A 21,102-nucleotide genomic window follows, 5' to 3' on the forward strand; every position below is an offset into this window, starting at 1 on the left:
GTTGCGGGGGCAGGATTTGAACCTACGACCTCTGGGTTATGAGCCCAGCGAGCTACCGAGCTGCTCCACCCCGCGGCACAAGAAGTGACTCTATCACGGCCTCGGGGCGCTGTGAAATCGGGTGCGCACCCGGGCGAGTCCGATTCGTCTAGACCGGGCGTCCCACTAGAGTCGAGCCAGGAATTCGGGAGAAGGCGTATGGCGAACTCTGCTCAGAAGTACCGCGTGTGCGTGATCGAGGACGATCCGGACGTCGCGTTCTACATGAAGACGGTGCTGGAGAAGCGCGCCGACGCCCAGGTGGTCGCCGTGACCGATCCCTCCATCGCCCTCGACACCATCGCCGCCTTCGACCCGGATGTCGTCATCACCGACATCGAGATGCCGGGCATCTCGGGCATCGACCTGCTCCGCGAGTTGCGCGGCCGCCACCCGGGGATGCCGGTCGTGGTGATGACCGCGCACGTCTCCGTCGACTACGCCGTCTCCGCGCTGCGGGCCCAGGCCGACGAGTTCCTCACCAAGCCGATCGCCTCCTCCGAACTGGTCGCCATCGTCGGTCGCCTGGCCGAGGAGGGCCGCGCGAAGCGGGCCGCCAGCCAGCAGCAGGTCGTCCTCGCGATCGGCGCGCACCCGGACGACGTCGAGATCGGCGTCGGCGGCATCCTCTCCGCGCACCGCGACGCCGGCAACCAGGTCGTCATCCTGACGCTCTCGCGCGGCGCGCGCGGCGGCGACGCGGAAGACCGCCAGCACGAGTCGCTCGCTGCGGCCGAGCTGCTGGGCGCCCGGCTGTTCCTGGAGGACCTGGAGGACACCCGCATCTCCGCGGGCGACCCGACCGTGGGCATCATCGAGCGCGTCGTCGCCGAGGTGAAGCCGGACATCGTCTATACGCACTCCGCGCACGACCGCCACCAGGACCACCGCTCCGTCCACGCCGCTGTGAGCGTCGCGACCCGCGACGTGCGGACGGTGTGCTGCTTCCAGAGCCCGTCCGCCACCATCGACTTCCGACCGACCCGGTTCGTCCCGATCGACGGGTACACGGAGTCGAAGCTGCGGCTCATCGACTGCTTCAGCTCGCAAGCCGAGCAGCGCGCGTACCTCGAGCACGACTTCGTGCTCGCCACCGCGCGCTACTGGTCCCGGTTCGGCGGCGGCACGAACTGCGAGCCGCTGGAGGTGATGCGCGACACCGCCGACATCTCGGTGCCGGCTGCGAGCATCCACACCGACGCCCGGATCAGAAGGAACCAGGAATGACCCGGAGCGTCACCCGGGTCCTGGTCACCGGAGCCGGGGGACCGGCCGGGATCGCCGTGATCCGCTCGCTGCTCAAGCGCGCCGATGTGGAGGTCCACGCCGCGGACATGGACGGCTGGGCGAGCGGGCTGTACCTGGTGCCCGAGTCGGCCCGCCGGATCGTCCCGCCGGGGAAGTCGCCGGAGTTCGTGGACGACGTGATCGCCCTGTGCGCTGCCGACGACGTGGACGTGCTGTTCTCGACGGTGGACGTCGAGCTGCCCGGGCTCGCCGCACGGCGGGACGAGCTGGCCGTGGTCGGTACGGCCCTGGCGGCGCCGAGCCACGAGACCCTCGTGACATGCCTCGACAAGTACCGGCTCGCGGAGGCCGTCGACGGCCACGCGCGAATCCCGGAGACCCGGCTGCTCGACCGGGAGGGCGTCGGCGCGGAGTGGGTCTTCCCGGTGATCGTCAAGCCGCGCAGCGGCGCGGGCTCGCGCGGCGTCCGGCTGATCGCCGATCGCGCGGCGCTGGAGGCGCTCGGGGAGGACCGCAGCATCATCATCCAGGAGAACCTCCCGGGCGAGGAGTTCTCGGTCGACGTGCTCGCCGGCCTCGACGGCGCTGTCATCGCCGCCGTGCCGCGCTCGCGGGAACGCGTCGACTCCGGCGTCTCGATCGCCGGCCGCACCGTGCGCCGGGCCGAGTTGTCGGACACCGCCGCGGACGTCGCGCGCGCGATCGGCCTGACCGGGGTCGCCAACGTGCAGCTCCGCTACAGCAGCGACGGAGTGCCCGCGCTGCTGGAGGTCAACCCGCGCTTCCCCGGCGCGATGCCGCTCACGATCGCCGCGGGCGTCGACATGCCGTCGCTGCTGCTCGACCTGGTGCTCGGACGCCCCGTGCCGTCCGCCGTCGACTTCGCCGAGCTCGCCAACGTGCGATTCCTGGAGGACGTCTTCCTCGACCCGCGCGACGTGCTCGTCTCCGAGAACGCAGCGCACACCGAAGGGCCCGAAGAGTGACAGCCCGCGGCGCGACCGGGCTCGGCATGCTTCTCGATGGCGACTACCACGTCCACTCCACGTTCTCCGACGACGCCCGCAGCACGCTGGCCGAGAACATCGCGGCCGCGCACCGCGCCGGGCTGCGCACGCTTCGGCTGACCGACCACGTGCGCGCCTCGACGGCCTGGGTGCCGGAGTTCGTGGCCGCGGTCGCGGCCGAGAAGGTGCCGGACGGACTCACCGTGCTCACCGGCGTGGAGGCCAAGCTCCTCGACGTGACCGGCGCCGTCGACACCCCCGCCGACCTGGTCGTCGGCCCCGGTGGCGTGGACGCCGTCGTCATCGGCGACCACCAGTTCCCCGGCCTCGACGGGCCGTGGTCGCCCGAGGCCACCCGGGAGCGGCTCGCAGCCGGCCTCCCGGCGGACGACGCCCTCGACCTGCTGATCGAGGCGAGCATCCGGGCGATGGAGGGCACGCCGTACGCGCAGCTCGCGCACTGGTTCTCCATCCTCCCGAAGGTCGGACTCGCCGAGGAGCAGCTCGGCGCATCCCGCCTGGCCGCCTGGGCCGCCGCGGCCGCCGCCACCGGTACGATCGTGGAGGTCAACGAGAAGTGGGCCTGTCCGGGCCCCGCCGCCGTCCGCGCGCTCCGGGCCGCCGGTGCGCGTATCGTTGCGTCCACCGACAGTCATGACGCCGAAGACGTGGGCCGCTACGACCGTGTGGCGGCCGTGCTCGGCGCCGTCGAACGGGAGGAGCAGGCATGAGCCCCGTCGACCTGACCCGCGTCCAGCGCGAAGAGCTGCAGCGCGAGCTCGACCGCAACCGGCGCTGGGAGCTGCGGCTGCCGATCTACGGCGGCGTCGCCCTCCTGATCGTCGCCGCGATCGCCGTGCTGAGGCTGGTGTTCTTCTCGTGACGGCCAAGCGGGTCGTGATCGCCGACGACGACGCCGACATCCGCGGGCTCATGGTCATCGCCGCCAACCGCGCCGGGGTGGAGATCGTGGCCGCCGTCGACAACGGCCAGTCCGCGCTCGACGCGGTGAACGCCGGCGGCATCGACCTCGCGGTGCTCGACATCTCGATGCCCGGGCTCAACGGTGTGGAGGTCGCCGAGGCCATCCGGGGCGGTGACCGGACCAAGAGCACGCTCATCCTCATGGTGTCGGCGTCCGTGCAGCTCCTCTCCGACCATGGCATCGTCGCCGACCGCTCGGACAGCTTCATCATCAAACCGTTCAGCCCCCGGGTGCTCTCCGAGCGCATCCGCTCGATGCTCGGACTGGGAGAACCCGCATGACGGTCGACCGCTGGCTCAGCCGCATCCCGCTCGAATCGCCCTCGGTCGTCGTGAAGCTGGTGCCGACGCTGGTCGGCTACATCATCGCACTCGGCCTGTCGCTCATCCCCGGGGTGGTCAGCGACCACATCCCGCTCTTCGTCGCGGGCTCGGTCGCGGTGATGATCGGCGCCTTCCTGCTCGCCGTGCTCGTGCCTTGGCCGCGCGTCGGGGTGCACTGGTCGGTCGTCGTCCCGCTGGTCGCGATGCTCTCGATCGGCCTGATGCGGATCGGCACCGGCGGCACCACCTCGTCCATCGGCGTCATCCTGCTGCTGCCGTTCGTCTGGATCGCGACCGAGGAGGGCCGGCGCAACATCGTCATCGCGGCGATCGGGATCTTCCTCGTGCTGATCGGGCCCATCCTGGTGGACGTCGGCTCGACGAGCCCGGCCGACCTCATCCGCGCCTTCTTCTCTCCGGTCATCTATCTGATCGTCGCCGCGGTGGTCAACGAGATCGCGCACCGCTCGCGCAGGCAGCTCGAGGCGACCCGCGCCGCCGCGGAGCAACGCGAGGAACTGCTCGAGCAGGCCGTGCGCACGCAGGACGAGCTGGTGCTCAACGAAGCCCGGCTGAAGACCGCGAACCGGCTCATCCAGAGCATCTGGAACGCTGTCACCGAGCAATCGGTCATCGGCACCGACCTGGACGGCGTGATCGACGTCTGGAACCCGGGCGCCGAGAAGATGCTCGGACTGACCGAGAAGCAGGTCGTCGGCGCGAACCGCAAGGTCATCGAGTTCCACCTCGAGAGCGAGCTGGAGGAGCGGCTGCGCGACATGGACGCCCGCTTCACCACCGTCTCGGGAATGGACGACTTCTCCGCCCTCGTCGACACCGTCCGCGCGGGCTACGCCGACGTGCGGGACTGGACCTATGTGCGCGCCGACGGCAAGCACGTGCCGGTGCAGGTCGCGGCGACACCGAGGCTGGACGAGAACGGCCACCGGGTCGGCTTCATCTTCGTCGCCACCGACATGACGCAGGCGCGGGAGTTCGCGCGCCTCAAGGACGAGTTCGTCGGCCTCATCTCGCACGAGCTGCGGACGCCGCTCAGCTCGATCCTCGGCTACCTGGAACTGATGCGGGACGACGACGAGTCGCCGCTGTCGGACGAGCAGCTCCAGTACCTGGGTGTCGCCGAACGGAACGCGCACCGCCTGCTGCGGCTGGTCGGCGACCTGCTGTTCACCGCACAGGTGGAGTCGGGCCGGTTCCCGATCGACATCACGGACGCGGAACTGCGCTCGGTCGTCGCCGCCTCCGTCGAGTCGGCGACCCCGGTCGCCGCGACCGCGGGGTCGAGCTGGTCTGCGATGTGCCCGACGAGCCGGTGGAGGTGCGCGGCGACACCGTGCGCCTCGGCCAGGCCGTCGACAACCTCGTCTCCAACGCACTGAAGTTCACGCCGTCCGGCGGCACCGTCACCGTCTCGTTGCGCCGCGAGGGGAGGAGGCGGTGGTGGCCGTGACGGACACCGGCATCGGCATCCCGGCGGTCGAGCTCAGCCAGCTCTCGCAGCGGTTCTTCCGCGCCTCCACCGCGACGCGCAACGCCGTCCCCGGGGTGGGCCTCGGCCTCACGATCACGAAGGCGATCGTCACCGCGCACGGCGGCCGGCTCGACATCGCGAGCGACGAGGGCGTGGGCACCTCGATCAGCCTCCGGCTCCCGATCGAGACCCCGCGTCCGGTCGTGGACGCGCTGCCCGGCGCGGAGGCCCGGCCGTGACCGGCGTCGGCGTCGCGGTCGTGCAGTTCACGCCGGGCGACGACCGGGTGCACAACCGGGACGTGGCGGCGGCGCTGATCGCGGTCGCGGCCGCGCGCGGGGCGAGACTCGTCGTGCTGCCGGAGTACTCCTCCTACTTCACCGACCCGCTGGGTCCGTCCTTCGCGCGCAACGCCGAGCCGCTCGACGGCGAGTTCGTGCAGTCGCTCCAGGCCGCGGCACGGGAGCACGAGGTGTTCGTGATCGCCGGGCTCGTCGAGCAGACCGGTGTGCGCGACAAGTTCGCCAACACGCTCGTCGCGGTCGGCCCGACCGGTGAGACGCTCGCCGTCTACCGCAAGCAGCACCTCTACGACGCGTTCGGGTCGACCGAGTCGGACTGGGTGGTCCCCGGCGACCTCGCCCTGCCCGAGGTGTTCGAGGTCGACGGCCTCCGGATCGGGATGCAGACCTGCTACGACCTGCGCTTCCCCGAGGTCACGCGGCGGCTGGCAGACGCGGGCGCCGAACTGGTCGCCGTTCCCGCCGAGTGGGTGCGTGGTCCGCTCAAGGAGCAGCACTGGTCGACGCTGCTGGCCGCACGCGCGATCGAGAACACCCTGTACGTCGCCGCGGCGGACCACGCGCCGCCGATCGGCGTCGGCTCCAGCGCCATCATCGACCCGATGGGCGTCGTGCTCGCGGGGCTGGGGAGACCTCGGGCGTCGCCGTCGCGGAGGCGTCGGCCGAGCGCGTCCAGGACGTCCGCCGGCGGAACCCGGCGCTCGCGTTGCGGCGCTACCGGGTGGAGCCGATCGACTGAGCGGGCGCGGGCCGGGTCAGGCGCCCAGAGTCGCCAGCCGCGCCGCGGCCTCCTCCAAAACCTCGACGCGCTTGCAGAAGGCGAACCGCACCAGCGACGCCGTCCGCTGCGCGTAATCGTCGCGGCAGAAGGCGGACAGTGGCACGGCGACCACCCCGGCGAGCTCAGGCAGGCGGCGGCAGAGCTCGACGGCGTCGGGATGGCCGAGCGGCGCGGCATCCGCGACGACGAAGTAGGTGCCGTCGCTGCGGTGCACGCCGAACCCGGCCGCCCGCAGCCCGGCCGACAGCACGTCGCGCTTGTGGGCGAGCGCGGCGGCGATCCCGGTGAAGAAGGCGTCCGGGAGCGCGAGGCCGGCGGCCATCGCCGGCTGGAACGGTGCGCCGTTGACGTAGGTGAGGAATTGCTTCACGGCCAGGATGGCCGTCACGAGCTCGGCGGGAGCGGTCAGCCAGCCGACTTTCCAGCCGGTCGTGTTGAACGTCTTGCCGCCCGAGGAGATGGTGACGGTCCGCTCCCATCCGCCGGGCAGCGTCGCGATCGGGATGTGCGGCGGCCCGAAGGCGAGGTGCTCGTAGACCTCGTCGGTGACGATGATAGCGTCGTGCCGGTGGGCGAGTTCGACGACCGTCGACAGGGTCTCCCGGTCGAGGACCGCTCCGGTGGGATTGTGCGGCGTGTTCACCAGGATGACCCTGGTGCGGTCGGTCACGGTGTCGCGCAGCCGGTCGAGGTCGGGCCGGAAGGCCGGAGGCTCCAGCGGGACGGTGCGGTGCACGCCGCCGGCGAGGGCGATCACGGCGCCGTACTCGTCGTAGAAGGGCTCGAAGGTGACGACCTCGTCGCCCGGCTCGAGCAGGGCGAGCAGCGTCGCGGCGATGCCCTCCGTCGCTCCAGCGGTGACCAGGACCTCGCGGTCGGGGTCGACGTCCACGCCGTAGAAGCGGCGCTGGTGACCGGCGACGGCGTGCCGCAGCTCCGGGATGCCGATTCCCGGCGGGTACTGGTTGGCGCCGGCCCGGATAGCGTCGACGGCCGCGTCGAGCACGATGGCGGGGCCGTCCTCGTCGGGGAAGCCCTGGCCGAGGTTGATCGCGCCCGTGCGCACCGCGAGGGCGCTCATCTCGGCGAAGATCGTCGGGCGGACGACGCCGTCCGCGCCCAGCAGACCCGCGCCGCGCGCGGCGGCCCTCCATGCGCCCGAAACCGTCATGGATCCAACCTAGGGCCTGGCTCCCACCGCATCCATTCGTTACGTTGGGAGGAGTCATCGGGAGGCGGAAGGTCGCCCACAGGATCCGCAAATAGAACGCTCAGGTTGGCATCCCAAGCTGTCTAGTGCTTGGAAGGAGCACCACACCATGACCGACTCCCCGATCACCCCGGAGCCCGCGAAGCCCCAGAACGACGCCGAAGCCGACGCGATCGTGGATGCCGGCGCGGCTCGCCCCGCCGAGACCCCCGCAGCGGCTCCGACCCCGGCCGCGGAGCAGTCCGCTGCTCCGGCCGCCCCGGCGGCTCCCGCTGCCCCGGCCGCCGCCCACGGCTGGACCGCTCCGGCCGCCGCTCAGCCTGCGGCGCAGCAGCCGACGACCGAGCAGCCGACGGCGCAGCAGCCGACGGCGCAGCAGCCGACGGCGCAGCAGCCGACGGCGCAGCAGCCGACCGCGCAGCAGCCGACCGCGCAGCAGGGCCCCATCCCGGTGAACCACACGCAGCCGACTCAGCCGCTCGCCCCCCAGCAGCCGTACGGTCAGCCGGCCGCAGCGCAGCAGCACCAGCCGCAGCCGCAGCCCGACTACGGCAACGGCGCGTTCGGCCAGCCGTCCGCCTACGCGCAGGCTCCCTACGCCGCTCAGCAGGGGCCGCAGCAGCCGGGCGCCCATCAGCAGGCCTACGCCACCGCCCCGGGCACCGCCGACAATGCTCCCCGCAAGCGCAACACCGGCCTCATCATCGCCACGCTCGCCATCGGCGCGCTCATCGGCGGCATCGCCGGCGCCGGCGCCGGCATCGGCCTGTACTCGGCCACCGGCAGCAACGCGACCATCAAGACGGTCTCCGGTCCGCAGAACATCACGGTCAACGACACGAACAACGCCACCACGGTGACCGCGGTCGCCGCCAAGGCCTCGCCGAGCGTCGTCACCATCTCCGTCACCGCCTCCAGCGAGGGCGGCACCGGCTCCGGCGTCGTGCTCAGCTCGGACGGCTACATCCTCACGAACACGCACGTCGTCACCCTCGACGGCGCCGCGTCCAACGTGAACATCAGCGTCACCGACAACAACGGCAAGATCTACACCGCCAAGATCGTCGGCACCGACCCGACCACCGACCTCGCGGTCATCAAGCTCGACGGCGCCAGCGGGATGACCCCGATGAACTGGGCCGACTCCAGCAAGCTGAACGTGGGCGACACCACGGTCGCGATCGGCGCCCCGCTCGGCCTTTCCGGCACCGTCACCGATGGCATCGTGAGCGCGCTGAACCGGTCGATCAGCATCGCCTCCTCGGCGGCGCCGAAGTCCACCGACGGCTCCAACGGCGGCGGCAGCGGCGACGGCAGCTCGCAGAACCCGTTCAACTTCGACTTCCCGAACCAGGGCGGCGGCTCGTCGCAGTCCGGCACCCAGGGGACCATCTCGCTCCCCGTCATCCAGACGGACGCGTCGATCAACCCGGGCAACTCCGGCGGCGCCCTCCTCAACAGCAAGGGCGAGCTGATCGGCATCAACGTCGCCATCGCGAGCGCCAGCGGCAGCAGCTCCTCCGGCACCCAGTCGGGCAGCATCGGCGTCGGCTTCTCGATCCCGTCGAACCTGGCGAAGCGGATCTCCGACGAGCTGATCAAGAACGGCTCGGCGACCCACGGCCTCCTCGGGGCCTCGGTCGGCGACGCGAGCGCCGACAGCAAGGCGACCACCGTCGGCGCGGCGATCAAGTCGGTCACCTCCGGCGGCGCGGCGGCGAGCGCGGGCCTGCAGGCCGGCGACATCGTGGTCAACTTCAACGGCCTGCCGATCACCGACGCGACGGATCTGACCGCTCAGGTGCGCGCGCTCGCGGCCGGCGCGAAAGCAGACGTCACCTACCTCCGCGACGGTCAGTCCAAGACCACTACGGTCACCCTGGGCTCGCTCCCGGCGAACTGATCCGCACCCTGACGGAAGGCCGTCCCGCATCGCGGGGCGGCCCTCTGTCGTCCCGCCGTCCCACGGGTCGCTCAGGTGCCGGCTGATAGGCTCGGCGAGGCCCGAACGACGAATGGATCAGATGCCGGACGACAACGTGAACACCCTTCCCGGTGTGTCCTACGTGATGCCCGTCCTCAACGAGGCGACCCACGTGCGGGCGGCGGTCGACAGCCTCCTGGCGCAGGACTACACGGGTCCGTTCGAGGTCACGATCGCCCTCGGCCCGAGCATCGACGGCACCACGGAGCTGGTCGCCGAGCTCGCCTCCGTCGACTCCCGCATCCGCGTCGTCGACAACGAGGCGGGCTCGACCCCGGCCGGCCTGAACCTGGCGATCCGGTCCTCGCAGTACCCCGTCGTCATCCGCGTCGACGCCCACAGCGTCCTGCCCCCGGAGTACGCCCGCATCGCGGTGGAGACCATCCTCGAGACCGGCGCCGACAACGTCGGCGGCCTCATGGACGCCCAGGGCACGACGGCGTTCGAGCGCGCGGTCGCCCGTGCCTACGGCAGCCGGATCGGGCTCGGCGGCACCAAGCTCCACGTGGGCGGTGCGGCCGGCCCCGCAGAGACGGTGTACCTCGGCGTGTTCCGCCGCGACCGGCTGATGGAGGTCGGCCTCTTCGACGAGGAGATCAAGCGCGGCCAGGACTGGGAGCTCAACCGGCGCATCCGGCAGGCGGGAGGGACCGTCTGGTTCACGCCGCGCCTGCACGTGGTCTACCGGCCGCGCCCCAACGTGTACCGGCTCGCCCGGCAGTTCTTCTCGACCGGCATCTGGCGCGGCGAGCTCGCCCGGCGCTTCCCGGCCTCCAACGGCGTCCGCTACTTCGCCCCGCCGGTGATGGTGCTGGGCGTCGCCCTCGGCGTGCTGCTCGGCCTCGGCGGCGTGCTGCAGGCCGTCCTCGGCGCGACCCCGTGGCTGCTCTGGGCGTTCGCCGTGCCGGCGGCCTACCTGGTCATCGTGGTGGCGTCCGCGTTCGTCTGGGGTCGCCGAGACGGTTTTTCGTCCTTCCTGTGGTTTCTCGTAGTCTTGCCGTGCATCCATTTCAGCTGGGGCATCGGGTTCATCCTCGGATACCTGTCGCTCACGCGGAACATCACAGCCCACACGGGAAGGTAGGCATGACAGCAGCGGGACCGGCGGCGCACGGAGCGCGGCCCACGTCGATCGCCGAACTCAGGGCGGTGGCGCAGCCTCCGGAGGTGCGCGGACGGCGCAACGCCGAGCACTGGACGGCGTCGCTGTACCTGCGCAACCTGTCGCCGTACCTCACCTGGTTCCTGCTCAAGACCTCCATCTCGGCCAACGGCGTCACCGGGCTGATGATCCTCACCGGCTGGGCGACGGCCGCGAGCCTGCTCATCCCGGGCATCGGCGGCGCGGCGCTCGCGCTCGTCCTCGGCCAGCTGCAGATGCTCGTGGACTGCTGCGACGGCGAGGTGGCGCGCTGGCGCGGGACGTCGTCACCGGCGGGGATGTTCCTCGACAATGTCGGCCACTACACGACGGAGACGCTGATCGCCATCGCGCTCGGCGTCCGTGCCGCCGGGTTCCCGTTCGAGGCGCCGCAGGACTTCCTCTGGACGAACCTCGGCACGCTGCTCGCCCTCATCATCGTGCTCAACAAGGCGCTGAACGACATGGTGCGCGTCGCGCGGGCCAGCGCCGGCCTGCCCAAGCTGGCCGACACCGAGGCCGCCTACGCGCCGACGCACGGGGTGGTCGCCCGCTTGCGCAAGGCCGCCAAGTTCGTCCCGTTCCACCGGATGTACCACTCGGTGGAGCTGACCATCCTGATCTTCGCCTTCTCCATCGTCGGGCTGTTCATCGGCTCGCCGCTCGCCGACCGAATCCTGCTCGCGATCCTGGTGCCGCTGGCGCTGCTGGCGGCCATCGGGCACTTCGTGGCGATCATGTCGTCCAAGCGGGTCCGTGGCTGACCCCACGGTCGGCGTCGTCGTGCTCACGCAGGGCACGCGACCGGACGACCTGCTGCGCGGGGTGCAGTCCGTCCTCGCCCAGGAGGGCGTCACCACCGACATCGTCGTCGTCGGCAACGGGTGGGACCCGGCGACGTCGGACCCGCCGCTGCCGCCCGGGGTCGCGACGCTGGCGCTGCCGGAGAACCTCGGCATCCCGGCCGGACGCAACCGGGGCGTTCCTCGGGTGGCGGGGGAGTACCTGCTGTTCCTGGACGACGACGCCGACATCCCGTCGCGCGGTTTCCTGCGCGACGCGGTCGGCCTGCTCCGGAGCGACCCCGGCATCGGGATGATCCAGCCGCGGCTGCGGGCGCGCGACGGCAAGCCGTCGCCGCGGCGCTGGATCCCGCGGATCCGCAAGGGCGACCCGGAGCAGTCGTCGGCCGTGTTCTCGGTGCTGGAGGCCGTGATCGTGCTCCCTCGCGAGGTGTTCGAGCGCGCGGGCGGCTGGGCCGACCCGTTCTTCTACGCCCACGAGGGCATCGAGCTCGCCTGGCGGGTCTGGGACCAGGACAAGCGCGTCTGGTACGCGGGCGACCTGGTCGCCGAGCATCCGGCCGTCTCGCCCACCCGTCACTCGTACTACTACCGGCTGAACGCCCGCAACCGCGTCTGGCTCGCCCGCCGCAACCTGCCCGCGGTGCTGGTGCCGCTCTACGTCGGCTCGTGGACGGGCATCCAGCTCCTGCGCTGGTTCCGGAAGCCGGCCGTCCTGCGCGCGTGGTTCGGCGGCTGGCGCGAGGGCTGGAGCGCCGACCCGGGCGAGCGCCGCCCCATCCGCTGGCGCACCGTGCTGCGGATGACCGCGGCCGGGCGTCCGCCGGTCGTCTAGCGCCCGGGGGGCGTCGTGCCCGGCGCCTCGACCGCGGCCGGGCCCCCGCCGGTCTCCAGCGCGGTCGTGTCCTCGCCCTTCGTGCCACGACGGAGCACGCTCGCCGGGAGGGCGCCGCGCAGCACGACGCCCGCCTGCACCACGCGGCGTCCGGTGCTCGCACCGAAGCGCCGGACGGCTCCCGGGCCTTCCGTGGGCGTGAGCGCCTCCGGGATGACGAGCGGCGCCGACCCGAAGGCCATTCGCGAGTTCGTCACCACCCGCCGGCCGAGGATGTGGTTGCCGGTCCCGCCGACGACCGCGCCGATTCCGAACGGGATCGCCCGGGCGACGATCGAGGCCCCGCCGCGCACCGCGAACTGCCGGATGAACGCGTTCCGCAGCCGGTCCACCAGCGGCCCGACGACCATCGAGGGCAACGTCGTCGTGACGAGCTCGCCCCAGTAGGCTGTGCGGGTCACCCCGGTGCCGGCCACCTGTCCCGCGAGCTGGCGCACCAGGTCGGAGCCCTCGTGGCCCAGCATCATGGTGAGGACGAGCGCGCGGGCACGCGCCGGATCCTCGACCGCGATGCCGTGCAGTTCGCTGAGGGACTGCGCGTACAGCGCGGTGGCCTCCAGGAAGGCGGCGGTCTCCAGCCCGGAGAGCGCCAGGGTCACGCCAGTGCCGATCGCTGGGATGACCGCCGTGGCGCCGACGGCCGCGCCGCCGGTGGTGACCGCCGCGAGATAGCGCCGCTCGAGGATGCCGGCGAGCTCGGCGGCCGTGGCCTCCGGGTGCCGTCGCCGCAGACCGCGCAGGTGCGCGAGGACGACCGGGCGCTGGATGCCGAGGAAGCGGTCGAGGGTGTTGTCGACGGCGCGCGGGGTGTCGCCGCCGCGGGGCGGACCGCCGGTCGGGGAGACGAAGGGCTGGGGTCGCTTGCTCATCTGTACCGAGTGTAGGCCTCCACGCCGATGCCACCAGGGCGGCGAGCGGATCGACGCCTCAGAGCCGTCTGGCGCGCTCCTGCAGGAACTCGTCGGCGCTCAGGACGTCGAACTCGGCGGGCAGGTCGCTCCTCGACAGCCCTTCCGTCAGGAGCGCGATGTCGGTGCCGAGGACGCTTGCGATCCGCAGCATGGTCACGAGGCTGGGATTGGCGATGCCGCGCTCGATCTTGCCGTAGTTGGTGACGTGCATCTGGGCGAGTTCGGCGATGCTCTCCTGGCTGAGACCGAGCGCGATCCGAGCGTGACGTACCTTCGCTCCGAAGTGGATGGCGGCAGGAGACGTCGACTGTTTCATGCTTCATGCCTATCCGGTTCGGGATTCCTGAACCAGAGCGCTCGCCACTGCGTCATTCGTGCCTGAGGCGAGGAATTCGGAAAATGCATGCCCACGGCCGCGGCCGGCCGGGGATGGAGGCCGGCCGGCCGCGCGGCTCAGAAGCTGATCTGCCAGAGGTATTCGCGGCCGTCGGGTGGGAACCACCGCACGACGAGCAGCGTGTCTCGCGCGGGGTCGTCGCTCCCGCTGAGGCTGGCGCGCACGGCCTCACCGGGCCGCACGGCGGATGGCGCGCTCACCCGCACGGACGAGCTGCCCGCGATGCTCACGGTGACGCCGCGCAGCTCTTCTGCGCTGGTGTTGACGAGACGGTAGTGAGGCGCGCCGCTGCGATCGACGGTCCACGGGACGCGATAGGCGAAGCGCCGGTCGGGGAGCGGGGCGAGTGGGGGTCGGAGGTTCCGGAGCGTTTTCATGGAAGCCACGCTAATTACGCCCTCCGACGCTGTCAGGCCGAAATCGGGCCTAGAAGCTGTTTCTGGGGAAAACTCGCGCGATCTTTTTTCTGTGGAGGACTTCCTGACCAGCGAAAACCTGCTCTGACCAGGGTTTTTCTACGACCCGTAATCCTGGTTGTAGAGGTCGAGCACCTCGTCGATCGGCCCGTCCAGCACGAGGCGGCCCTTGTCGAGGTAGAGCCCGCGGGCACAGAACCGCCGAAGGTCCTTCTCGTTGTGCGAGACGAAGAAGAGGGTGCGGCCGCTGGCGAGGAGCTCCTCGATCTTCGCGTAGCACTTCTCCCGGAAGCCCCGGTCGCCGACCGCGAGCACCTCGTCCACCAGCAGCACGGGCTCCTCGAGCTGCGCGATCACGGCGAACGCGATGCGGACCTTCATGCCACTGGAGAGGTGCTTGTAGGGAGTGTCAACGAAGTCGCCGATCTCGGCGAACGCGATGATCTCGTCGAACCGCGCGTCGATCTGCGGCTTGGTCATCCCGTGCAGGCCCGCCGTGAGGTAGACGTTGTCGCGCACGGTGAGGTCGTCCACGAAACCGCCGGTGATCTCGATGAGGGGCGCGACGCCCTCGGTGACCCGCACCGTCCCCTCGTCGGGCAGCAGCACGCCGGCGACGAGCTTCAGCAGGGTCGACTTGCCCTGCCCGTTGCGGCCGACCACACCGATCGCCTCACCGGGCGCGACGCGGAACGACACGTTCCGCAGCGGCCAGAAGTCGTCGGGACGGGCGCGGCGCTTGCGCCCGCCGAACAAGTCCTTGAACGAGCGCCGGGCACCGCGGTTGCGCTTGAACCGCACGCCCAGGCCGGTGACGTCGATGACGGCTGACACCTAGATCTCCTTCAGGACGTCGCGCTCGAAGCGCGTGAACACGAGCCAGCCGACCCCGAGCAGCACCAGCGACATCAGCGCGGCCACGATGACCAGGTACCAGTCGAGCTCCTCCGGGAAGAACGCCGCCCGGTAGAGGCTGAAGATGCCGGTCAGCGGGTTGAACGCCGACCAGAAGTGGAGGGAGAACAGCGTCTCGGTCTGCGCGCCCGGATGCGTCGCGACGTACGCGGCGCAGTGCTTGGCTGCGACGCCGGCGCCGCAGCCGCCCGGGAGGTCGCGCGCGCTGTAGATGATCGGCGACGCATAGAAGAGGAAGCGCAGCGCGAGCTTCACGGCGCGCTCCAGGTCACGGAAGAACACCACGAGCGGCGCGACGATCAGGCCGACGCCGATCGTGAGGACCACCTGGATGAGGATGGCGAGCGGGAACAGCAGGATGTCGACGTTCACCTTCGCACCGGTCGCGATCGCGAAGATCGCGAGCACCGGAAGCGACAGCAGGAACTCGATGCCCTTGGCGGCCACGATCCGGTTCACCCAGATCGTGCGCGGGATCATCGTCGAGCGGATGAGCTTCGCCTCGCGCAGGAACGCCCGCGTGCTGTCGGACACCGCGCCGTTGAACCACATCCAGGGCAGGAGCGCGGCGAGCAGGAAGACGATGTAGGGGTTCTCACCGACGCTGCGGTGGAAGATCACCGTGAAGACGAACCAGTAGATCGCGCTCATGACGAGCGGATCGAGGATCGACCACAGGTAGCCCAGCGCGCTGGTCGAGTAGCGCACGCGCAGGTCGCGCACCGTCAGCAGCCACAGCGAGTGGCGGTAACGGGCGGAGCGCGTCCGCTGCGCAGGGCGCAGATCGGCGGAGGTACTGGTCACGGGAACCTATCGTATTGATCGCTGGCTGCGTGTTCGCGTCACGCGGCCCTTCGACTATACGAAAAGATTCGCGCGCTCCAGGTCCTCCTGGAAGTCGACCTCGACGGCGTACAGGTCGGAGATGTCGACCGGCTCGACCAGCAGGCGGTCCTGCTCGATCGCGAGCTCGAGGCCGCGCTCGAAGTAGTCCTGGTCGGCGACGCGCTGGAGCTGGCGCAGCAGGGCGGCCTTGTCCTTGCCGGAGATGTAGTTGATGCCGACGGCTTCGCCCAGGCCGCCCTTGACGGTCTTGGACAGCTCGTGGATGTAGCCCTCGGGGCCGGTGGTGTACTTGACCTCCTCGTCGGCGACCGACGAGGTGTTGACGGTCACGAAGGTCTGGTCGCGGGACACCATCGCCGCGGCCCGGACGAGCACGGCCGGGTCGAACACGACATCGCCGTTCATCCAGAGGACGCCGCCGGGGCCGGAGGCCTGCAAGGCGCGCATCAGGCTCTTGGATGTGTTGGTCTGGTCGTACTGCTCGTTATAGACGAACTCGGCGTCCGGGAACGCCTCGATGATGTGCTCGAGCTTGTAGCCCACGACGATCGTCACGATGACGTCCTTGCCGAACGCGGCGTGGATGTTGTCGAACTGCTGCTGCATGATGGTGCGGCCGTCGCTCAGCTCCGTCAGCGGCTTCGGGAGGCTCCGGCCGAGCCGGCTTCCCATGCCCGCCGCGAGGATCACTACCTGGGTCGTCACAATCATCTCCTTGAATCCGCGCGAACCCCGTGGTGGGTGTGATTGCGGCGGAGTGTCGACGCCGCCACCCCCGGGATGTCACCGGGAGTTCATTCACGCTTTACGTGTTTCGACACGTCTTCATGCCTGCACCAGAATACCGGGGCCCCTCATCCGGGGGCAGGGGTTGACGGCGGTCGTTGCGTGGTCGTTATGTTCCTCACAGGAGTTTCCTAGGCAGTCTGAGAAGCCTGAGGCTCTGACTGCGAGGTCACCCGTCGGGGGGTACGCAAGCGGTTCTGTGTTGGTACGGTTGCGTGGTGAGTTTCGAGCGCGCGCGACCCGGCAGCAGCACCGATCCGGAGTCCGGCGCGCCCGAATCCTGGGGGGACGACGAGGGGGAACGGATGTCCGAGATCGCGCAGTCCGAGCCGGAGCAGGCGGTGCCCGCGGCGCGCCCCGCGGCCAAGCGCACACAGCCGAGGACGGCCGCCGCCGCGGCGGGGTCGAGCACACGCACGCCGACGCCGCGCAAGCGCGGGACCGCTGCGAAGGCGACCCAGAAGCCGCGCATCGCGAAGGCCGTCGTAGAGACGGCCCCGGCAGTCTCCGCCCCCGCCGAGCCTCCCGAGCCGGTGCGCCCGGCCCCGGTCGTGGACACGCGCCCGAGCGTCCTCACTGTGCACGGGCTCAGCAAGCGCTACGGCTCGATCGTCGCCGTCGACGGCGTGACGCTGGACGTGCGCGAAGGCTCCTTCTACGGGATCGTCGGGCCGAACGGGGCCGGCAAGACCACCACGCTGTCGATGATCACCGGGCTGCTGCGTCCCGACGAGGGCCGCGTCGTGGTGCACGGTGTGGACGCCTGGACCGAGCCGGTGCGCGCCAAGCACGTCGTCGGGGTCCTCCCCGACAAGCTGCGCCTGTTCGACCGCCTCACCGGCGCGCAGTTCCTGCACTACGCCGGCACGCTGCGCGGGCTCTCCGCCAAGACGGTCCACGCGCGCACCGCAGACCTCGCGAACGCGTTCGGGATCGCCGACGCCCTCGACCGGTTGGTCGCCGACTACTCCGCCGGCATGACCAAGAAGATCGCGCTCGCGGCCGCCATGATCCACTCGCCGCGCCTCCTGGTGCTCGACGAGCCCTTCGAGTCCGTCGACCCGGTCTCCGCCGCGAACGTCGTGGACATCCTGCAGCGCTACACCTCGGCGGGCGGCACGGTCGTGCTCTCCAGCCACGGCATGGACATGATCGAGCGGGTCTGCGACAGCGTCGCCATCATCGTCGGCGGCCAGGTGCTCGCGGCCGGGACCATCGACGAGGTGCGCGGAGAGCAGACCCTGGAGGAACGGTTCGTCGACCTGGCAGGCGGACGCAAGGCGGCGGAGGGCATGGAGTGGTTGCACAGCTTCTCGGACTGAGGCTCAGGCTCCTGGGCAACGCCTTCCGGCGCAGCCCGTGGCAGGTGTTCGGCCTCGTGCTGGCGCTGGCCTACGGCATCGTGACGGTCGTCATCGTGTTCGGCGCCCTCTCGGCGGCGCGCGTCGCCCCGGACGTCGCGGACGTGCACGGCGTGCTCGTCGTCATCGGCTCGATGGTGGTCGCCGGTTTCCTCCTGCTGCCGCTGCTCTTCGGCGTGGACGACGCGCTCGACCCGCGCAAGTTCGCGCTGTTCGGCATCCCGGACCGGGAGCTCGCCCGCGCCCTGGCCCTGGCCGCGCTGGTCGGCGTCCCCGCGCTCGTGCTGTTCGTCTGCTCGCTGGGCACGGTCATCACCTGGTCGCGCGACCCGGGCGCCGCCGTTCTCGCCGTGCTCTCGGCGGTGATCGTCGTGCCCACCTGCGTCCTCGCGTCGCGCATCTCGACGGCGATCGCGTCGCTCCTGGTCCCGCCGCGCCGGTCGAAGGAGGCGGGCGGCGTCGTCGCGATCCTGGCCCTCGTGCTCCTCGCCCCCGTGCTGGTCCTGCTGCTCACCGTCGACTGGGGCCGTGACGGCCTCGGCACGGTGAACGGCTTCGCCGGGTGGCTGCAGTGGACGCCGCTCGGCGCGGTCTGGAGCATGCCGGGTGCGGCCGCCGAGGGCGACGGGGAGCGGCGTTCGTGCAGTTCCTGATCGCGGTCGCGACCGTCGGTGTGCTCTGGCTGGTCTGGCGCACCCTGGTCTCGCTCGTGCTCGTCGCGCCGGAGCGGGAGACCCGCGCGCGCGACCATCACGGCCTCGGCTGGTTCGCCCGGCTGCCCGGCGGACCGACGGCGGCGATCGCGGCACGCTCGATGACGTACTGGGGGAGGGACGCGCGCTACTGGGTGGCCCTGGTGGTGGTCCCGGTCATCCCGGTGTTCGTGGTCGTGGCGCTCGCGCTCGGCGGCCTCCCGATCCACTTCGCCTCGCTGGTGCCTCTGCCGCTGGTCTGCCTGTTCCTGGGCTGGACCATCCACAACGACGTCGCCTACGACAGCACCGCGGTCTGGCTGCACCTGGTGTCGGGCACCCGCGGCATCGCGGATCGGCTCGGGAGGATGTTCCCGCCGCTGCTCATCGGCATCCCGGTCATCGTGGTGGGCTCGATCGTGACCGCAGCGGTGTTCGGCGACTGGGCGGTGCTGCCCGCGGTCGCCGCCTTGTCCGGGTCCATCCTGGTGATCGGCCTCGGCCTGTCCAGCATGTTCTCGGTGCTCTTCCCGTACCCGGCGACCAAGCCGGGCGACAGCGCGTTCACGCAGCCGCAGAACTCCGGCGCGTCGGCCGCTCTCGCCCAGGCGCTCAGCTTCTTCGCGATCGTCATCCTGGCGTCGCCCGCCATCGTCTTCCTCGCCCTCGGGCTGACGGTCAACCCGTTCTGGCTCGGCATCTCGCCCATCGCGTCCGTGCTGGTCGGCTTCGCCGCGCTCGGCGGCGGGCTGTGGGCGGGCGCGCGGGCGTTCGACAAGCGCGGGCCGGAGCTGATGGCGTTCGCCAACCGCAACGACTGAGCCGGCGCAACGACTGAGCCGGCGCAACGACTGAGCCGGCGCCACGACTGAGCCGGCGCCACGACTGAGCCGGCGCCACGACAGAGCCGGCGCCACGACTGGGCCCGCGGCGTCCCGATCTCAGGTCGTTAGACTGGGATGATGAACGACTCCAGCATTCTCGAACCCGGCGGGGAGCCGGGCGGCGGCGGTACGTCGACGCTCGAGCGCGAGCTCCTGGAGACTCCCCAGATCTCCGAGCCGGGCGACCACGAACGCTTCTCGCACTATGTGAAGAAGGAGCAGATCCTCGAGTCCGCCATGACGGGCAAGCCGGTCAAGGCACTGTGCGGCAAGATGTGGACCCCGGGACGCGACCCGGAGAAGTTCCCGGTGTGCCCCACCTGCCGGGAGATCTACGAGAAGCTGCGCGACGAGTGACGCTGGACGAGTAGGGCGCTCAGCCGAAGACCGTCGGCAGCACCGGGTCGCCCCGGCCCAGCCGGAACGCTTCGTCCGGCAGTTCCCGCATCGCGGCGGCGCGGTGCTCGCGCGCCCGCGTCGTGCCCTCCGGGCCGAGGTGCTCGCGGTGGAGCTCGCCGTCCGTGATCAGCGGGACGAGGAGGTCTCGGCCGGTGTCGTCGGGGACGTCGCCGGCCTCCACGATGTGGACGACCTCCGCGACCGCGCGCCCCGACGCGTCCAGCCGGCGGACCGGGTGCTTGCGGCCGCCGATGCTCGGCTTGCCGTCGGACTTCTTGGCCACGGGCACCCACGCTCCGTCGTCGTCGCGGTGGGCGACGAGCTTGTAGACCATCCCGGAGGCCGGGGACCCGGAGCCCGTGACGACCGAGGTCCCGACACCGTACGAGTCGACGGGCGACGACGACAGCGCCGCGATGGTGAACTCGTCCAGGTCGTTGGTCACCGTGATCCGCGTGCGGGTCGCGCCGAGCCGGTCGAGCTGCTCGCGCACCTGGCGCACGAGCTTGGGGAGGTCGCCCGAGTCCAGGCGGATGGCGCCCAGCTCCGGTCCGGCGACCCGCACGGCGGTCTCGATCGCCCGCGCCACGTCGAAGGTGTCGACCAGCAGGGTCGTACCGGACCCGAGCGCCGCGACCTGCGCGCGGAAGGCGTCCTCCTCGCTGTCGTGCAGCAGCGTGAACGCGTGCGCTGCCGTGCCCATCGTCGGGACGCCCCAGGTGCGGCCGGCCTCCAGGTTGGAGGTCGCACCGAAGCCTGCGATGTACGCGGCCCGCGCCGCCGCGACGGCGCTGCGCTCGTTGGCGCGCCGTGAGCCCATCTCGGCGAGCGGCCGGCCGGCTGCAGCGGTCACCATCCGCGCCGCGGCGGACGCGACGGCGGAGTCGTAGTTGAAGACGCTGAGGATGAGCGTCTCGAGGAGGACCCCCTCTGCGAACGGCGCGTCCACGATGAGGAACGGCGAGCCGGGGAAGTAGACCTCGCCCTCCCGGTATCCCCGGATGGTCCCGGAGAACCGGAAGTCGGCGAGCCAGTCGAGCGTCTCCTGGCGGACGACGCCGTTGTCGCGCAGGTACTCGAGCTCGGCGTCCCCGAAGCGGAAGCGCTCGATCAGCTCGAGCAGCCGCCCGGTGCCGGCGATGACGCCGTAGCGGCGGCCGGCGGGCAGATGCCGGGTGAACGCCTCGAACACGCTCTCCCGGTCGTGCGTGCCCCGGAGCAGCGCGGCATCGAGCATCGTGAGCTCGTAGCGGTCGGTCAGGAGCGCGGAGGACTCGGTCACTGC

At 71.0% G+C, this 21,102-nt stretch carries 23 protein-coding genes, 1 tRNA gene and 1 pseudogene; 16 read left to right on the top strand and 9 right to left on the bottom strand.

The genetic code is table 11. The features are described from left to right. Position 1 precedes the first annotated feature (1 nt). Positions 2-75, bottom strand: a tRNA-Met gene (locus ACRAWC_RS00665). 123 nt (positions 76-198) lie between these two features. Between ACRAWC_RS00665 and ACRAWC_RS00670 the strand changes: the two genes are divergently transcribed. The 8 genes and pseudogenes from ACRAWC_RS00670 (at position 199) to ACRAWC_RS00705 (ending at position 6,135) form a co-directional block, all read left to right on the top strand. Further along, positions 199-1,266, top strand: a complete 1,068-nt coding sequence (locus ACRAWC_RS00670) for a response regulator (RefSeq protein ID WP_431346019.1) — start codon at positions 199-201, stop codon at positions 1,264-1,266. Continuing rightward, the gene (locus tag ACRAWC_RS00675; protein ID WP_431346020.1) at positions 1,263-2,273 is read left to right on the top strand and encodes an ATP-grasp domain-containing protein; all 1,011 of its coding nucleotides are present in this window, start codon (positions 1,263-1,265) and stop codon (positions 2,271-2,273) included. Before ACRAWC_RS00670 ends, ACRAWC_RS00675 begins: the two co-directional genes overlap by 4 nt. Positions 2,274-2,299: 26 nt before the next feature. Then, positions 2,300-3,025: a PHP domain-containing protein gene (locus ACRAWC_RS00680; RefSeq protein WP_431346557.1), complete on the top strand. Its 726-nt coding sequence runs from the start codon at positions 2,300-2,302 to the stop codon at positions 3,023-3,025. Further along, positions 3,022-3,177, top strand: coding sequence for a hypothetical protein (locus ACRAWC_RS00685; RefSeq protein WP_431346021.1), 156 nt, complete (start codon positions 3,022-3,024; stop codon positions 3,175-3,177). Before ACRAWC_RS00680 ends, ACRAWC_RS00685 begins: the two co-directional genes overlap by 4 nt. Next, positions 3,174-3,560, top strand: a complete 387-nt coding sequence (locus ACRAWC_RS00690) for a response regulator (RefSeq protein WP_431346022.1) — start codon at positions 3,174-3,176, stop codon at positions 3,558-3,560. The genes ACRAWC_RS00685 and ACRAWC_RS00690 overlap by 4 nt, the downstream gene beginning before the upstream one ends. Continuing rightward, positions 3,557-5,002 (top strand): histidine kinase dimerization/phospho-acceptor domain-containing protein, encoded by a 1,446-nt coding sequence (locus ACRAWC_RS00695; RefSeq protein WP_431346023.1) that lies wholly within the window; start codon positions 3,557-3,559, stop codon positions 5,000-5,002. Before ACRAWC_RS00690 ends, ACRAWC_RS00695 begins: the two co-directional genes overlap by 4 nt. A 61-nt stretch (positions 5,003-5,063) precedes the next feature. After that, positions 5,064-5,333 carry an ATP-binding protein gene (locus ACRAWC_RS00700; protein WP_431346024.1) on the top strand — a complete coding sequence of 90 codons (270 nt, stop codon included), beginning with the start codon at positions 5,064-5,066 and terminating at the stop codon, positions 5,331-5,333. After that, positions 5,330-6,135: pseudogene (locus tag ACRAWC_RS00705) on the top strand (carbon-nitrogen hydrolase family protein). Before ACRAWC_RS00700 ends, ACRAWC_RS00705 begins: the two are co-directional and overlap by 4 nt. Before the next feature lie 16 nt (positions 6,136-6,151). Here ACRAWC_RS00705 and ACRAWC_RS00710 read toward each other — a convergent pair. Next, positions 6,152-7,348, bottom strand: coding sequence for a pyridoxal phosphate-dependent aminotransferase (locus ACRAWC_RS00710; protein WP_431346025.1), 1,197 nt, complete (start codon positions 7,346-7,348; stop codon positions 6,152-6,154). A gap of 148 nt (positions 7,349-7,496) precedes the next feature. Between ACRAWC_RS00710 and ACRAWC_RS00715 the strand changes: the two genes are divergently transcribed. The 4 genes from ACRAWC_RS00715 (at position 7,497) to ACRAWC_RS00730 (ending at position 12,150) form a co-directional block, all read left to right on the top strand. Beyond that, positions 7,497-9,290 carry a trypsin-like peptidase domain-containing protein gene (locus tag ACRAWC_RS00715; RefSeq protein WP_431346026.1) on the top strand — a complete coding sequence of 598 codons (1,794 nt, stop codon included), beginning with the start codon at positions 7,497-7,499 and terminating at the stop codon, positions 9,288-9,290. Between the two features lie 121 nt (positions 9,291-9,411). Beyond that, positions 9,412-10,455: a glycosyltransferase family 2 protein gene (locus tag ACRAWC_RS00720; protein WP_431346027.1), complete on the top strand. Its 1,044-nt coding sequence runs from the start codon at positions 9,412-9,414 to the stop codon at positions 10,453-10,455. 2 nt (positions 10,456-10,457) lie between these two features. After that, positions 10,458-11,276 carry a CDP-alcohol phosphatidyltransferase family protein gene (locus ACRAWC_RS00725; protein WP_431346028.1) on the top strand — a complete coding sequence of 273 codons (819 nt, stop codon included), beginning with the start codon at positions 10,458-10,460 and terminating at the stop codon, positions 11,274-11,276. Then, positions 11,269-12,150 carry a glycosyltransferase family 2 protein gene (locus tag ACRAWC_RS00730; RefSeq protein ID WP_431346029.1) on the top strand — a complete coding sequence of 294 codons (882 nt, stop codon included), beginning with the start codon at positions 11,269-11,271 and terminating at the stop codon, positions 12,148-12,150. Before ACRAWC_RS00725 ends, ACRAWC_RS00730 begins: the two co-directional genes overlap by 8 nt. Here the strand turns inward: ACRAWC_RS00730 and ACRAWC_RS00735 are convergent. The 6 genes from ACRAWC_RS00735 to ACRAWC_RS00760 form a co-directional block, all read right to left on the bottom strand. Further along, on the bottom strand, positions 12,147-13,079 hold the full coding sequence (locus ACRAWC_RS00735; RefSeq protein ID WP_431346030.1) for a hypothetical protein: 933 nt from the start codon (positions 13,077-13,079) through the stop codon (positions 12,147-12,149). The genes ACRAWC_RS00730 and ACRAWC_RS00735 overlap by 4 nt on opposite strands. A gap of 58 nt (positions 13,080-13,137) precedes the next feature. After that, positions 13,138-13,437, bottom strand: a complete 300-nt coding sequence (locus ACRAWC_RS00740) for a helix-turn-helix domain-containing protein (protein ID WP_431346031.1) — start codon at positions 13,435-13,437, stop codon at positions 13,138-13,140. Between the two features lie 137 nt (positions 13,438-13,574). Further along, a complete protein-coding gene (locus ACRAWC_RS00745; protein ID WP_431346032.1) occupies positions 13,575-13,895 on the bottom strand; it encodes a hypothetical protein in 321 nt (106 codons plus the stop codon). Between the two features lie 138 nt (positions 13,896-14,033). After that, positions 14,034-14,768, bottom strand: coding sequence for an ABC transporter ATP-binding protein (locus ACRAWC_RS00750; RefSeq protein ID WP_431346033.1), 735 nt, complete (start codon positions 14,766-14,768; stop codon positions 14,034-14,036). Further along, entirely contained in the window at positions 14,769-15,653 is an 885-nt protein-coding gene (locus tag ACRAWC_RS00755) for an ABC transporter permease (RefSeq protein WP_431346034.1), read from the bottom strand. Between the two features lie 54 nt (positions 15,654-15,707). Then, positions 15,708-16,400: an NTP transferase domain-containing protein gene (locus tag ACRAWC_RS00760; RefSeq protein WP_431346035.1), complete on the bottom strand. Its 693-nt coding sequence runs from the start codon at positions 16,398-16,400 to the stop codon at positions 15,708-15,710. Positions 16,401-16,786: 386 nt separating this feature from the next. Between ACRAWC_RS00760 and ACRAWC_RS00765 the strand changes: the two genes are divergently transcribed. The 4 genes from ACRAWC_RS00765 (at position 16,787) to ACRAWC_RS00780 (ending at position 19,775) form a co-directional block, all read left to right on the top strand. Beyond that, positions 16,787-17,803, top strand: a complete 1,017-nt coding sequence (locus tag ACRAWC_RS00765) for an ATP-binding cassette domain-containing protein (RefSeq protein WP_431346558.1) — start codon at positions 16,787-16,789, stop codon at positions 17,801-17,803. Beyond that, positions 17,779-18,495 carry a hypothetical protein gene (locus tag ACRAWC_RS00770; RefSeq protein WP_431346036.1) on the top strand — a complete coding sequence of 239 codons (717 nt, stop codon included), beginning with the start codon at positions 17,779-17,781 and terminating at the stop codon, positions 18,493-18,495. Before ACRAWC_RS00765 ends, ACRAWC_RS00770 begins: the two co-directional genes overlap by 25 nt. After that, positions 18,483-19,355, top strand: coding sequence for a hypothetical protein (locus ACRAWC_RS00775; RefSeq protein WP_431346037.1), 873 nt, complete (start codon positions 18,483-18,485; stop codon positions 19,353-19,355). The genes ACRAWC_RS00770 and ACRAWC_RS00775 overlap by 13 nt, the downstream gene beginning before the upstream one ends. Positions 19,356-19,496: 141 nt before the next feature. Beyond that, positions 19,497-19,775: a DUF3039 domain-containing protein gene (locus tag ACRAWC_RS00780; protein WP_431346038.1), complete on the top strand. Its 279-nt coding sequence runs from the start codon at positions 19,497-19,499 to the stop codon at positions 19,773-19,775. Positions 19,776-19,794: 19 nt separating this feature from the next. Here the strand turns inward: ACRAWC_RS00780 and ACRAWC_RS00785 are convergent, their stop codons facing one another. After that, positions 19,795-21,099: a nicotinate phosphoribosyltransferase gene (locus ACRAWC_RS00785; protein WP_431346039.1), complete on the bottom strand. Its 1,305-nt coding sequence runs from the start codon at positions 21,097-21,099 to the stop codon at positions 19,795-19,797. Positions 21,100-21,102 lie beyond the last annotated feature (3 nt).

Source organism: Leifsonia sp. L25, assembly GCF_050632895.1.

Bases quoted from the DNA above. Each gene is read 5' to 3' on its own strand.
- ACRAWC_RS00670 (WP_431346019.1), top strand. From the start codon at position 199: ATGGCGAACTCTGCTCAGAAGTACCGCGTGTGCGTGATCGAGGACGAT.
- ACRAWC_RS00715 (WP_431346026.1), top strand. From the start codon at position 7,497: ATGACCGACTCCCCGATCACCCCGGAGCCCGCGAAGCCCCAGAACGAC.
- ACRAWC_RS00685 (WP_431346021.1), top strand. From the start codon at position 3,022: ATGAGCCCCGTCGACCTGACCCGCGTCCAGCGCGAAGAGCTGCAGCGC.
- ACRAWC_RS00725 (WP_431346028.1), top strand. From the start codon at position 10,458: ATGACAGCAGCGGGACCGGCGGCGCACGGAGCGCGGCCCACGTCGATC.
- ACRAWC_RS00710 (WP_431346025.1), bottom strand. From the start codon at position 7,348: ATGACGGTTTCGGGCGCATGGAGGGCCGCCGCGCGCGGCGCGGGTCTG.
- ACRAWC_RS00740 (WP_431346031.1), bottom strand. From the start codon at position 13,437: ATGAAACAGTCGACGTCTCCTGCCGCCATCCACTTCGGAGCGAAGGTA.
- ACRAWC_RS00765 (WP_431346558.1), top strand. From the start codon at position 16,787: ATGTCCGAGATCGCGCAGTCCGAGCCGGAGCAGGCGGTGCCCGCGGCG.
- ACRAWC_RS00735 (WP_431346030.1), bottom strand. From the start codon at position 13,079: ATGAGCAAGCGACCCCAGCCCTTCGTCTCCCCGACCGGCGGTCCGCCC.
- ACRAWC_RS00780 (WP_431346038.1), top strand. From the start codon at position 19,497: ATGAACGACTCCAGCATTCTCGAACCCGGCGGGGAGCCGGGCGGCGGC.
- ACRAWC_RS00695 (WP_431346023.1), top strand. From the start codon at position 3,557: ATGACGGTCGACCGCTGGCTCAGCCGCATCCCGCTCGAATCGCCCTCG.
- ACRAWC_RS00680 (WP_431346557.1), top strand. From the start codon at position 2,300: ATGCTTCTCGATGGCGACTACCACGTCCACTCCACGTTCTCCGACGAC.
- ACRAWC_RS00745 (WP_431346032.1), bottom strand. From the start codon at position 13,895: ATGAAAACGCTCCGGAACCTCCGACCCCCACTCGCCCCGCTCCCCGAC.
- ACRAWC_RS00675 (WP_431346020.1), top strand. From the start codon at position 1,263: ATGACCCGGAGCGTCACCCGGGTCCTGGTCACCGGAGCCGGGGGACCG.
- ACRAWC_RS00720 (WP_431346027.1), top strand. From the start codon at position 9,412: ATGCCGGACGACAACGTGAACACCCTTCCCGGTGTGTCCTACGTGATG.